The organism is Acinetobacter sp. 148 (assembly GCF_031196675.1).
GTDB lineage: Bacteria > Pseudomonadota > Gammaproteobacteria > Pseudomonadales > Moraxellaceae > Acinetobacter > Acinetobacter baumannii.
In genome coordinates this window covers 1-13,402 of record NZ_JAVIMT010000017.1, presented here as the reverse complement: position 1 = coordinate 13,402, position 13,402 = coordinate 1, and the positions used below count along the sequence as shown (strand labels likewise).

At 37.7% G+C, this 13,402-nt stretch carries 13 protein-coding genes; 10 read left to right on the top strand and 3 right to left on the bottom strand.

The window, feature by feature from the left end; translation table 11 throughout:
• The first annotated feature begins 43 nt into the window (after window positions 1-43).
• The 4 genes from RFX69_RS02655 (at window position 44) to RFX69_RS02640 (ending at window position 4,420) form a co-directional block, all read left to right on the top strand.
• A complete protein-coding gene (locus RFX69_RS02655; RefSeq protein ID WP_000061168.1) occupies window positions 44-2,068 on the top strand; it encodes an NADPH-dependent 2,4-dienoyl-CoA reductase in 2,025 nt (674 codons plus the stop codon).
• A gap of 71 nt (window positions 2,069-2,139) precedes the next feature.
• On the top strand, window positions 2,140-2,547 hold the full coding sequence (locus tag RFX69_RS02650) for a nuclear transport factor 2 family protein (protein WP_000171434.1): 408 nt from the start codon (window positions 2,140-2,142) through the stop codon (window positions 2,545-2,547).
• Between the two features lie 42 nt (window positions 2,548-2,589).
• Window positions 2,590-3,306 (top strand): SGNH/GDSL hydrolase family protein, encoded by a 717-nt coding sequence (locus RFX69_RS02645; RefSeq protein WP_289332580.1) that lies wholly within the window; start codon window positions 2,590-2,592, stop codon window positions 3,304-3,306.
• A gap of 19 nt (window positions 3,307-3,325) precedes the next feature.
• The gene (locus RFX69_RS02640; protein ID WP_289332581.1) at window positions 3,326-4,420 is read left to right on the top strand and encodes a YheT family hydrolase; all 1,095 of its coding nucleotides are present in this window, start codon (window positions 3,326-3,328) and stop codon (window positions 4,418-4,420) included.
• Between the two features lie 52 nt (window positions 4,421-4,472).
• Here the strand turns inward: RFX69_RS02640 and RFX69_RS02635 are convergent, their stop codons facing one another.
• Complete coding sequence (locus RFX69_RS02635; RefSeq protein WP_289332582.1) at window positions 4,473-5,318, bottom strand: metal-dependent hydrolase; 846 nt, start codon at window positions 5,316-5,318, stop codon at window positions 4,473-4,475.
• A gap of 236 nt (window positions 5,319-5,554) precedes the next feature.
• Window positions 5,555-6,043: an internalin gene (locus RFX69_RS02630; protein ID WP_289332583.1), complete on the bottom strand. Its 489-nt coding sequence runs from the start codon at window positions 6,041-6,043 to the stop codon at window positions 5,555-5,557.
• A gap of 223 nt (window positions 6,044-6,266) precedes the next feature.
• Between RFX69_RS02630 and RFX69_RS02625 the strand changes: the two genes are divergently transcribed.
• The 3 genes from RFX69_RS02625 to eno are packed head-to-tail and all read left to right on the top strand — an operon-like array spanning window position 6,267 to window position 10,128.
• A complete protein-coding gene (locus tag RFX69_RS02625) occupies window positions 6,267-7,904 on the top strand; it encodes a CTP synthase (RefSeq protein ID WP_272300736.1) in 1,638 nt (545 codons plus the stop codon).
• A gap of 31 nt (window positions 7,905-7,935) precedes the next feature.
• A complete protein-coding gene (gene kdsA / locus RFX69_RS02620) occupies window positions 7,936-8,793 on the top strand; it encodes a 3-deoxy-8-phosphooctulonate synthase (protein ID WP_000080538.1) in 858 nt (285 codons plus the stop codon).
• A gap of 45 nt (window positions 8,794-8,838) precedes the next feature.
• Complete coding sequence (eno, locus tag RFX69_RS02615; protein ID WP_000078452.1) at window positions 8,839-10,128, top strand: phosphopyruvate hydratase; 1,290 nt, start codon at window positions 8,839-8,841, stop codon at window positions 10,126-10,128.
• A 96-nt stretch (window positions 10,129-10,224) separates the two neighbouring features.
• Here eno and RFX69_RS02610 read toward each other — a convergent pair whose 3' ends face one another.
• The gene (locus RFX69_RS02610) at window positions 10,225-10,902 is read right to left on the bottom strand and encodes a DUF421 domain-containing protein (RefSeq protein WP_000366082.1); all 678 of its coding nucleotides are present in this window, start codon (window positions 10,900-10,902) and stop codon (window positions 10,225-10,227) included.
• Window positions 10,903-11,528: 626 nt separating this feature from the next.
• Here RFX69_RS02610 and ftsB point away from each other — a divergent pair.
• The 3 genes from ftsB to RFX69_RS02595 all read left to right on the top strand — a co-directional run.
• Window positions 11,529-11,918, top strand: a complete 390-nt coding sequence (gene ftsB, locus RFX69_RS02605) for a cell division protein FtsB (protein WP_289332584.1) — start codon at window positions 11,529-11,531, stop codon at window positions 11,916-11,918.
• Window positions 11,884-12,600: a 2-C-methyl-D-erythritol 4-phosphate cytidylyltransferase gene (ispD, locus tag RFX69_RS02600; protein WP_005128529.1), complete on the top strand. Its 717-nt coding sequence runs from the start codon at window positions 11,884-11,886 to the stop codon at window positions 12,598-12,600. Before ftsB ends, ispD begins: the two co-directional genes overlap by 35 nt.
• A 349-nt stretch (window positions 12,601-12,949) precedes the next feature.
• The coding region (locus RFX69_RS02595; RefSeq protein ID WP_309168611.1) for a 3-oxoacid CoA-transferase subunit A at window positions 12,950-13,402 on the top strand (453 nt) is incomplete at its 3' end.

Sequence of the window (13,402 nt, the reverse complement as noted above, 5' to 3'; positions counted from 1 at the left end):
CAAGTTGCATTAAGCAAGCAGATTAGCAAGCCAAGGAGTTGTTATGTCGTTATATCCACATTTATTAAAACCATTAGATCTAGGTTTTACGACATTAAAAAATCGCGTATTGATGGGGTCTATGCATGTTGGTCTAGAAGAAGCGCCTGGTGGTTATGAGCGTATGGCAGCTTTTTATGCAGAACGTGCTAAAGGTGATGTTGGACTCATTGTTACTGGCGGTATTGCACCCAATCAGGCAGGTTTAACCTTTGCTCATGCTTCTAAGTTAGATAGCACAGAAGAAGCCGAAAAACATAAAGTCATTACCGAAGCTGTACATGCTGCTGGCGGGAAGATTGCATTACAAATATTACATACGGGCCGATATTCTTATCAGCCAGAGATTGTTGCGCCTTCGGCAATTCAGGCACCTATTAATCCCATTAAGCCTAAAGCAATGACTTCTGCTGAGGTTCAACAAACGATTGATGATTTTGCAAACTGTGCGAAGCTTGCTCAATACGCTGGATATGACGGCGTTGAGATTATGGGTTCAGAAGGTTATTTAATTAATGAGTTTATTGCAGCCAGAACAAACCATCGTGATGATGAATGGGGGGGTAGCTATGAAAACCGTATTCGTTTTCCTGTTGAGATTGTAAAACGTACACGTGAAATAGTGGGTGAAAACTTTATTATTATTTACCGTTTATCAATGCTTGATTTAGTTGAAGGCGGTTCTACTTTAGAAGAAGTGATTCAACTTGCTAAAGCGATTGAAAAAGCTGGGGCTACGATCATTAATACGGGTATTGGCTGGCATGAAGCTCGTATTCCAACAATTGCCACCAAAGTTCCAAGAGCTGCATTTACTTGGGTCACTGAAAAATTAAAAGGTGAAGTTTCAGTCCCATTAATTACATCGAACCGTATTAATACACCAGAAATGGCTGAACATGTATTAGCGTCGGGTCATGCGGATATGGTTTCAATGGCACGTCCAATGCTTGCAGATCCTGAGTTTGTTTTAAAAGCAAGTGAAGGCCGTAGCGATGAAATTAATACGTGTATTGGCTGTAACCAAGCTTGTCTCGACCACATTTTCTCTATGAAAATTGCAACATGTTTGGTTAATCCTCGAGCATGTTATGAAACAGAACTAATCTTTAAAGAAGCACAAAATCAGAAAAATATTGCTGTCATTGGGGCCGGGCCAGCAGGTTTAAGTTTTGCTGTATATGCGGCAGATCGTGGACACCAAGTTAAAATCTTTGAAGCAAGTCATCAAATTGGTGGTCAGTTTAATATCGCTAAAACTGTGCCAGGTAAAGAAGAGTTCTACGAAACATTACGTTATTTCAATCGTCAAATTGAATTACGCCCAAACATTGAACTTGTATTAAACCATCCAGCCACTTATGAAGAGTTAAGTCAATCAGACTTTGATGAAATCGTAGTAGCAACTGGTGTAACACCTCGTCAATTACAATTTGAAGGTATTGATCATCCAAAAGTGTTGAGCTACTTACAGGTGCTTAAAGAGCGTGTACCAGTAGGTCAGCGTGTTGCCATTATTGGTGCGGGTGGTATTGGTTTTGATACGGCTGAGTACCTAACCCATGAAGGTGAAAGTGGCAGTTTAAATCCAGAAAAATTTTATGAAGAGTGGGGTATTGATACTCACTATGAACATGTCGGAGGTTTAAAGCAGCCAAAAGTTGAAGCTTCTGAACGAGAAATCTATTTGTTGCAGCGTAAAGCTTCCTCAGTAGGCGCGGGGCTGGGTAAAACGACTGGTTGGATTCACCGTACCGGGCTTAAGAACAGAAACGTGAAAATGTTAGCAGGTGTGCAATACGACAAAGTAGATGATCAAGGGCTTCATATTACTGTTGATGGCAAACCAACAGTGCTTGAGGTTGATAATGTTGTGATTTGCGCGGGCCAAGAATCATTTACTGCGATGTATGACCAATTAAAAGCAGATGGTAAGAATGTTCATTTGATTGGTGGTGCTAAAGAAGCAGGTGAGTTGGATGCTAAACGTGCTATTCGTCAAGGTGCTGAACTAGCAGCGGTACTTTAATGACTTAAATGAGCATTGTCTTGGGTAAGAGAATGCTCATTACTAAAACCTATTTGAAGGAAAAATAAAAAATGACACTCGAAATAACTAAACAGTCATTAGAAAAATGGCATTACATGATTCAGTCAAATGACTTATCGAACTTAAATGATTTGCTGGCAGATGAAGTCGTTTTCCGTTCACCGGTCGCTTATAAACCTTATGAGGGAAGACAAGTTGTTTTCTTTATTCTCACCAATGTAATTCAGGTATTTCAGAATTTTACCTATCATCGAGAATTTTACACGGAAGATGGTGAAAATGTTGTGCTGGAGTTTAGTGCGGATGTAGGAGATAAATCATTAAAAGGTATTGATATGATTCGTTTTAATGAGCAGGGTAAAATTGTTGATTTTGAAGTAATGATTCGTCCAATGAGCGGTTTAGCTGCATTAGCTGAGCAAATGGGCATACGAATAGCTCAATTTAAACCTCAATAATTTTGTTAAATAGCCTAAGAAAGAATATTGAGGTATATAAAAATGTGGTTAAAACTTTCAACGTTGTTTTTATTACCAGTATTATTCATACAAGGTCATAAAGTTCGAAAGAACACACCACGTTTAGCAGAAGCCAAAGGTGAGCGAGAAGGTAGAGCTGGTCAAGGTAAATCTTTATCTCTGCTTATTTTGGGGGATTCTGCCGCAGCGGGTGTTGGTGTAGAAAATCAGAAAGATGCCTTGTCTGGTGCTATTATTCAAGAACTGCAAAATGAATTTTCCCTACAGTGGAAACTTCATGCTAAAACTGGTGATACAACTCGACAAGTTTTTAATGCTTTGCAGCATTTAGAAGAGCAGAAGTATGATGTGATTGTGACATCTATTGGTGTAAATGATGTCACAAAGTTGACCTCTGCTAAATCATGGATTAAACAACAGAAGCAATTATTTGAGCATATACAGAAACGTTTTCAGCCAAAGTTGATTATCGTTTCCGGTGTGCCTCCAATGCAACATTTCCCGGCTTTACCGAATCCACTAGCTTGGTTGTTTGGGCAATATGCAGAGCAAATGAATCAAAAATTACAACAATGGTTAGCACCACAAAGCCATTTTAAGTTTCTTGAATATGATATTGAAACTTTTCAAGCCATGAACTTGCCTATGGCAAGTGACGGTTTTCATCCAAGTAAAGAAGTTTACGTAGTTTGGGGACGGCAGGTTGCAGCCATAGTGCGGCAATCATTTAACTCATAGTCATAGGTAGTTATTGGATATGGGCATATTTGTTTTTAATAAAATTAAAGATTTCAGTTCGGAGCTGTTCGATTTAGTGTTGGGCGCTGAGCATCCAAAAGTTTATTATCATCCTCAAGGAAAAATAAAAGATATTTTGGATAAGTTGCCACAACTTAAACAGAAATATCGTCCTACGCCTTGGCTCACAAATAGTCATGTTCACTTACTTTATTTTGATCTTATTAGAAAACAGACCATAAAGTTGGCATATGATCGAATTGATCAACTCACGATGAGTGATGGTGGTATTACCGCAATTGCTTGGTATGGCTATAACTTACCGCCAGATACACCAACAGTTGTAATTATGCATACCATTACAGGTACACCTGAGAGTATGCGTGAATTGGTACGTGATTTAAATCAATACACAGGCTGGCGAATTGCATTATGCCTGCGCCGTGGTCACGCAGGTTTGCCGATGCCTGTGCCACAAATTTCTCTATTTGGTTCTACGAGTGATTTAAAAGAACAACTTAACCATATTCAAAGTTTATTTCCGGCATCGGATCTATATGCGGTAGGTTCTTCGGCGGGTACGGGGTTACTAGTTCGTTATCTGGGTGAACAAGGCGAAGACACACCTTTTAAAGCTGCGTTTGCGATGTGTCCGGGCTATAACACGGAAATTGGTTTTAAAAATGTCCATCCTTTTTACAGTAAAATGATGACTAAAAAGCTCTTCAAGTATTTTATTTATCCGTACCAAAATACATGGAGTCAGATTGCATCTTTAGAGAGGGTTTTATCAGCAACCAATTTGGAAGAATTTGAAAAAGAATACTTCGAAATGGCGGGTTTTGAAGATTATGAAACTTACTGTAAATCTATTAACCCGATTTATGTATTCGAAAATATTAAAATTCCTTTAATGATTTTGAATGCTGAAGATGACCCTGTATGTTCTATTAAAAATTTAGAGCCATATAAAGAGCCAATTCAGCAGATGAGCAATGTTGCTGTGGTGACAACGAAAAAAGGAAGTCATTGTGCATTTTATGAAGGATGGCGCAGTACATCGTGGGCAGCACGTCTCATGGCTGATTATTTTTTAATTGAACATAATAAATAGATAGTCTTTGCATATAAATAAAGCCCAGATCTCGGGCTTTATTTTTTATACTCTAAGATAAGAGGGGTGATCTATCACTTATTCCAAGTTTTACTTTTGTAGCGGCAACTAAAGCTTTTTCATCTGTCTGGTTGGGGTGAAAATCAAAACGGTAGTATTCAAGAAATTTAGGAATCAACACTTTATATTGTTTGCTCGCAAAGTTAAAAAAGTTGCGCCAAGTTCTGAAATTGGTCAGTTGCTTATCTCGTTTCATTAGAACAATATGGTAAATAGTTGAAAAGGCTGTAATCAGAACTAAACTGAATGTAAAAACTGCAACACGTGGAATATATGCATCTAATCCGTTGCCATATAGGTGTTGATATAAATCGAATGCAACAGCTTTATGCTCGGTTTCTTCAACACTGTGCCATAACCATAAGTTGCGAATAGTGTTGTCGGTCATAAGCTCATTCACGGATTGCATCATGCTGACTACCAGAACAGCTGTATAGTGTTCTAATCCAACAGTTACCAATAAATTCCATTTTTTACTAAAAACTTTCTCAATAGCTTTAAGAACAATACCTGTAGCTTTCTCTAGTGATTCTGGATTTAAACCATATTGTTGTGCACTGACATGGAAAGTATGATGTTCTTTAGAATGCATTGCTTCTTGACCAATAAATGCACCTATTTCTCTGTCTAGAATTTCATTCTCTTTAGCTTTAGCTCGTAAAGCACGGACAGATCTAACAAAGTATGATTCACCTTCAGGAAATAAAGTTGAAAGACCCGTGAAATAGTGGGTGAGAGAAGGCTCATGATTGCACCAATAGCGCGGAGTATCTTCAAAATTGTAGTCCATGCGGCGGACAGGAAAAGAGGCTGGTGTACGGTTTAAAGCTGTTTTCATTTTCTTGCTCCAATCTTCTTTTAGATTAAGTTCCAAAAAGGAACTTGTTAATAAAAATTATAAGCAGACTAGATTGGAGTCAATAAATTTCGAATGATTGAAAATAGATTGTCCTAAAATGATAGACAGGAGAGCTTTAAAGACAAAAAGTAATAAAAATTAAATTTATTTATATTATGACTATTTATATAAATGCCCAAATTAAAAAAATAATTTGGGCATTCTTGAACAGAAGCTTAGTTCTTAAGTGCTGGTGTTGCAGCAGCAATAGCAGCAGCAACGGCATCATCTTCTGTGTTCGCAGGCTCAGTTGCCTTAGCAGCTGGTTTTGACTGAGCTTTTTCCGGTTTAGGTTCAGCTTTAGGCTCAGATTTTTTTTCTGGTTTAGGTTCTACTTTTAGTGTCTCAGATTTAGGTTGTTCAGCAACTTGTGTCTGTGAAGATTCATCAGAACGCGCAGGACGAGTTTCACGGCGAATTTCAGTTGTCGTGTTAGCAGTTTCTTCACGATGAACTTCAACTTGTGGTTGCTCTTGAACTTGAGCTTCTTGAGTATCTACACTCTCTAAAGATTCAAATTTTGCAGGCTTCTGTGGTTGAGGTTCTGAAACAGCAGTTTCAACCTTGTCTTGCTCTTCTTCTTTCGGTGTCTCTTTTTTAACGCATGCGGTTAACAATAGTCCAGCCGCAATTGCAGCACAGATTAAAAGTTTTTTATTTGCCATTGCCCTAAACAACATTTAATTGAGGAATTGGCATTATAACAGTAAATAGCGATGAAAAAATCATGTCAGATTGAGCTAATTTTTTATTAAAAATGCTGATAGAATAACCAGTTGTTTATTGTTCTTTGAATTGATGCGGTTTGACTTTGCTTTATAGGGGCAGAGTACAGTAAAATTGCCAAACATTGTAGGCCGATTTCGGCTTGATTGTACGAGAAACTTAATGACCCATTTTATTTTTGTCACTGGTGGTGTGGTTTCATCGCTAGGTAAAGGTATTTCTGCTGCTTCTGTTGCTGCACTTTTGGAAGCTCGTGGCTTAAAAGTCACAATGGTTAAAATGGATCCTTATATTAATGTCGATCCAGGGACAATGAGCCCATTCCAGCATGGTGAAGTTTTTGTTACCGAAGATGGTGCAGAAACAGATCTGGATCTGGGTTATTACGAACGTTTCTTACGTCGCGCGAAAATGACCAAACTAAACAACTTCACTAGTGGTCGTGTATATCAAGACGTTTTAAATAAAGAGCGTCGTGGTGATTACTTAGGTGGTACAGTTCAGGTTATTCCTCATATTACCGACAATATTAAAGAACGTGTACTCCGCGCGGGCGAAGGCTATGATGTTGCTATCGTAGAGATCGGTGGTACTGTAGGTGATATCGAATCTTTACCGTTTATGGAGTCGGTTCGTCAGTTAATGGTTGAGCTGGGCCATAAACGTACCATGCTTATGCATTTAACTTTGTTGCCATATATTAAGTCAGCAGCGGAGTTAAAAACAAAACCAACTCAGCACTCTGTAAAAGAGTTACTTTCAATCGGTATTCAGCCAGATATTCTTATCTGTCGTACTGAGTATGATGTTGATGCTGACACTAAACGTAAGATCGCGTTATTCACGAACGTAGAAGCTCGTGCGGTTGTCGTGTGTAAAGATGCGAAAACGATCTATCAAATTCCACGTGGCTTCTATGAGCAAAATGTAGATGACCTGATTTGTGAACGTTTTGGTTTTACTGATTTACCGGAAGCTGACTTAACTGATTGGGATAATGTTGTAGAAGCATTACTTAACCCGGAATACACAGTACGTGTAGCAATGGTCGGTAAGTATGTTGAATTACCGGATGCTTATAAATCTGTAAACGAAGCATTGTTACATGCTGGTATTAAAAATCGCGTAAAAGTACAAATTGATTATGTCAATGCTGAAGAGCTTGAAAGTCAAGATGTTTCTACTTTGAAAACAGCTGATGCGATTTTAGTTCCTGGTGGTTTTGGTGAGCGTGGTACTGAAGGCAAAATGAAAGCTATTCAATACGCACGTGAAAATGGTATTCCTTTCTTGGGAATCTGTTTGGGTATGCAGTTGGCTGTTATTGAATATGCTCGCCATGTTGCAGGTATGCCAGAAGCTTCTTCTACAGAATTTAACCGCTCTACAAAATATCCATTGATTGGTTTAATTACCGAATGGTTAGATGAGCGCGGTGAATTACAACAGCGTAGCCTTGAGTCTGACTTAGGCGGAACAATGCGTTTAGGTGCACAAAAATCAGAATTGGTTGAAGGCACAAAAACTCGTGAAGTCTACGGAAAAGCTGAGATTACCGAACGTCATCGTCACCGTTATGAAATGAATAATCGTTTCATTGAAGCGATTGAACAAGCGGGCATGAAGATTTCTGGTTATTCTTCAGCGCAACATTTAGTTGAAACTGTAGAAATTCCTGAACATCCTTGGTTTATTGCTGTACAATTCCACCCGGAATTTACAAGTTCACCACGTGATGGGCATCCATTATTTGCTAGTTTTATTAACGCTGCAAAAACACAGCATCAAAAAAGTAAGTAATGCGATTTTAAAATAAACTGGGAAAGTTTAAATGTCACAATTAAAACCACAAGAAGTTGTACGTTTAGGCGATATACAAATGGCAAATCATTTGCCATTTGTATTATTTGGCGGAATGAACGTACTCGAGTCAAAAGATTTAGCTTTTGAAATTGCTGAAACTTATATTGATATTTGTAAACGCCTAGATATTCCTTATGTATTTAAGGCGAGTTTTGATAAAGCAAACCGTTCTAGTTTGCATTCATTCCGTGGTCCTGGACTTGAAAAAGGTATTGAATGGTTAGGCGACATTAAAAAACATTTTAATGTACCAATTATTACCGACGTTCACGAACCATATCAGGCAGCGCCAGTTGCCGAAGTCGCTGATATTATCCAGCTTCCTGCTTTCTTAAGCCGTCAAACTGATCTTGTTGAAGCAATGGCGAAAACCCAAGCTATTATCAACATTAAAAAAGCACAGTTCTTGGCTCCTCATGAAATGCGCCATATTTTGCATAAATGTTTAGAAGCGGGAAATGACAAACTTATTCTTTGTGAGCGTGGCTCAGCATTTGGCTATAACAATTTAGTTGTAGACATGCTTGGCTTTGACATCATGAAAGAAATGAATGTACCTGTATTCTTTGACGTGACTCATGCTTTACAAACTCCAGGTGGTCGTTCGGATTCAGCTGGTGGTCGCCGTGCTCAAATTACAACATTGGCACGTGCTGGTATGGCAACAGGTTTAGCGGGATTATTCCTAGAGTCTCATCCAGATCCAGACAAAGCGAAATGTGATGGACCATCTGCATTGCGCTTGTCACAGCTTGAGCCATTCTTGGCACAACTAAAAGAATTGGATACTTTAGTTAAAGGATTCAAAAAGTTAGATACTCATTGATGCAGGAATTTGCATCGCGTTATTCATTCAACTGAGGAATTGTTCATGAGCCAAATCGTTGACATTCGTGCACGTGAAATTTTGGACTCTCGTGGTAACCCAACCATCGAAGCAGACGTCATCTTAGAATCTGGGGTGGTTGGTCGTGCATGTGCACCATCTGGTGCTTCAACTGGTTCTCGTGAAGCTTTAGAACTTCGTGACGGCGACAAATCTCGTTACTTAGGTAAAGGCGTTCGTACTGCTGTTCAGAATGTAAATAGCTCAATTCATGAATTGCTTGTTGGTCAAAGTGTTTTTGAACAAAAAGCGCTTGATGAAAAAATGATTGCTTTTGATGGCACTGAAAACAAATCTAAATTAGGTGCTAATGCAACTTTGGCGGTATCTTTAGCAGCAGCTCACGCAGCAGCAGCTGAACAAAAACTTCCATTGTTCCAATACATTGCTAACTTACGTGGTCAAACTACTTTGACTATGCCTGTACCAATGATGAACATTTTGAACGGTGGTGCTCACGCAGATAACACTGTTGATATTCAAGAATTCATGATTGAGCCAGTTGGTTTCACTTCATTCGCTGAAGCATTACGTGCTGGTGCAGAAGTATTCCATTCTTTGAAATCAGTTCTTAAGAAACAAGGTTTGAACACAGCTGTAGGTGATGAAGGTGGTTTTGCGCCTAACCTTCGTTCAAATGAAGAAGCGATTACAGTAATTCTTCAAGCAATTGAGCAAACTGGTTATAAAGCTGGTTCAGATATTATGCTTGCACTTGACTGTGCATCTTCAGAATTCTACAAGAATGGTCAATATATTCTTGAAGGTGAAGGCAACAAGTCTTTTACAAGCAATCAATTTGCTGATTACTTAGCTGGTCTTGTTAAGCAGTATCCAATTATCTCTATTGAAGATGGTTTGGATGAGTCTGATTGGGAAGGTTGGAGTTACTTAACTTCAATTCTTGGTGATAAAATCCAATTGGTTGGTGACGATTTATTCGTAACTAATCCTAAGATTTTACAACGTGGTATTGATGAAAAAGTTGGTAACTCAATTTTGATCAAATATAACCAGATTGGTACATTGACTGAAACTTTAGATGCAATCTACCTTGCTAAAGCAAATGGTTACACTACTGTTATTTCTCACCGTTCTGGTGAAACAGAAGATTCAACTATTGCTGATTTAGCAGTAGGTACAGCAGCAGGTCAAATTAAGACTGGTTCACTTTGCCGTTCTGACCGTGTTTCTAAATATAACCAATTGCTTCGTATTGAAGAGTTAACTAAAGCGGTTTACCGCGGTAAAGCTGAATTCAAAGGTTTAAACTAATCTTTTGAATAAAGTTTTATTTATTTAAATATTGATGAAAAATTAATATTTAAATATAAGTGCTATTTCTAAGTGTTAGAAATAGCACTTTTTTATTTACCCTAAGCGCCGGGTTTTTAAAGATTCAGCCCAACTGTGGTGATGACAACGAGAGCATTCTTGATCTAGCTTATTTAAAATTTTAGTTTCGCCACATTTCATACAGGAATAAAAAGTATTAATTTTAAGAACTTCTGCTTTACGATAAGCATCAGGGAATAAGGGAAGTCCCCATTTGACATCTTCATCCTCATAATAAAGCAAGCTCAGAATACCATCTGATTCAAGCAGGGCTGTTCTGACTTGGCCTAAATGTTCAACGTTTTGTTGGCGCATTTCCGAAAAAAACTCATCATGAGAATAGGTCTGTTTTTGGAAATCTTTGTAGACTAAAAGGCCTTCTTTAACGACACAGAGCGCTTTTCCTTCTAATAAGTCTTCAATTTTTTTATGTTTTACCATGCCCCAAGTGACAAGACGATATAGAGAAAGAATAGCGATAAAAGCTATCAATGCATGGGCAATCGGTAAATCCTTAGTAAACATAGGATCGCCAGCAGCAGAACCTAAACATAAAATAATGGCAAGTTCAAATAAGGAGAGTTGCCGAATACCACGTTTACCAGATAGCCTTAGAAAACTAATGATAATGATAAACATGATGGTACAACGGACCAAAATTTCTAAAACAAAGGACCACGTTGTGTCACCTATAAGAATATTAGAAAGATCCATCTTTTTCTCACTTGTTTAAATATGTATAAAAAATACATTTAAAATTCATATCAGAATAAAATTAAAAAAAATATACTTTTTAAGTGGTTATTGGTTAAGAAATTGATATATGTGTATTGTTATATGAAATTAAAAGATATAAATCTCATGTATAGAATAGAAGGGCCGAGCTTGAAAAAAATGATGATACAGCTATTAAATTTTAAAAAATTCTGTTTTATTAATTTATCATCTTGAATAAAACTACGGCCGGAATCAAGCATTGTAAGTAATACAATATTTAAACTTTGGTCATTGGTGGTAAGAAGATAGTCTTTATGTTCAGAGAATCTATTTCTTTATATCTTTCAGGAGAGCTTTTTTATATTTATTGAGACACTTTTTTTGTTAATTAGAAGTATTTTTATATGCATAGATTGATTTATAAGCAGTTGTGTTCATAAACATTATTTTCCTTTCCAATTGAGTTGAATTTTGACAAAATGAAACATGTCACAATGGTCAATTTAAAGTAATATGACCATTCATCGTTTTGCAGGAACTTTGCAGGAATTTTGCATGCTGCTTGTAAATTGTCATACAATACAAAAACTTAATCAAAGTTTTTAATTAAAGCTCTTAATGCTATGTTAGAAGTATTTCGTTCCACTTCAAGCAAACTTATATTGCTACTGGTTATTGTTTTAGTGGCTATATTGCAATATCAGTTTTGGTTTGGTGAGGGTGGTTATTTTCCTCATCAAGCGCTTATGCAGCAGATTCAACAACAAGCCGAAGTAAATGACGAGCTTAAAGAGCGAAACCGTATTTTGGCAGCTGAAGTTTTCGACCTAAAGAATGGTACGGAGGCGATAGAAGAGCATGCTCGCCTAGATCTAGGTTTGGTTAAGCCACATGAGACATTTGTTCAAATGAGTACAATTAGTACCCATTACAAACCTATTTATATTGACCCGAACGCTAAAGTAGATTTGGAAACTAATGAGACACCTCCATCACCAGACATCCCAGACTAAATTATGGGCAGTTATCCCTGCGGCTGGTTCAGGAAGTCGGTTTTCCAAAACTGAATTAAAGCAATACCAATATATTCAAGATGCTACTGTTATAGAACATACGGTTAAGCGTTTAAGTCAGCTTCCGCTGACGGGTTATGTTTTGGCAATTGGAAAACAAGATACTTTTGCCTCAACTTTATCTTTTCAAGATAAGCATAAAGCGCATTTTTGTAATGGTGGCGTTGAACGTGTGCACTCGGTATTAAATGCGCTGAATTATCTATCACAGATTGCGGATGAGGATGATTGGGTATTAGTACATGATGCAGCAAGGCCTTGTGTGACTTTTGAATGTTTGAATACTCTTGTTAAAAATGCAATTGAGACTAATCAGAGTGCTATTTTGGCAATTCCGGTACGCGATACGCTAAAACAAGTGAATCAGGAACAGCAAATTGATAAAACTGTGAGTCGAGAGCTGTTGTGGCAAGCTCAAACTCCTCAAATTGCTAAAATTGGAATTCTTAAAAAAGCGATAGAAACAGCGCTAAAAAATAATTTGACTATTACTGATGAGGCGAGTGCACTTGAATCTATAGGAGAGAATGTACAGGTGGTCATGGGGCGTTCTGATAATATAAAAATTACTTACCCTGATGATTTAGAACTTGCTCGCTTGATTTTACAATCACAAAATTAAGATTTTATATACAGGATAGGTGGTAATTTTTACCTATAAAATAGCCTAAGTGAATATGGTATTTCTACATATCTATTCAAAATAATTAGTATTTTTTTACAACTTGTATTTCTAAGATTAAATAAGTAATTTACTTAGATAATGTTCGATAGTCGAACAAAAAAATCCTAAATCGAACAAAACTATATATAGCTGACTAGATCAAAATCTGAAAATTATCAAAAATGTTTAAAAGGGAAATCTAAGGGAAACACTCGGGATTGAGTGAAATATTTATCTATTCTTCTCGCCTCAGTGTGCCTAAATCTCTTACCTCTCTCTTCTTCAATGAGCACAATGGAGTTGTCTAATGATTGACAAAAGTAAGTCCTCACTAAGCGAGGTTTTATCGCAGATTAAAGATGGTGCAACCATTCTGATTGGTGGTTTTGGTACCGCAGGACAACCCGCTGAACTCATTGACGGTCTGATTGAACTTGGCGTTAAGGACCTGACCATTGTGAGCAACAATGCCGGTAATGGCGATTATGGTCTCGCTAAGCTGCTCAAAGCCGGTTCAATTAAAAAAGTGATTTGCTCTTTCCCACGTCAGTCTGACTCTTATGTGTTTGATGAACTGTACCGTGCCGGAAAGGTTGAACTTGAACTGGTACCGCAAGGCAATCTGGCGTGCCGTATTCAGGCAGCTGGTATGGGTCTTGGGGCGGTGTTTACCCCAACTGGCTTTGGAACACTTTTAGCTGAAGGCAAAGAAACCCGTCATATTAATGGTAAAGACTATGTGCTTGAGTATCCGATCAAG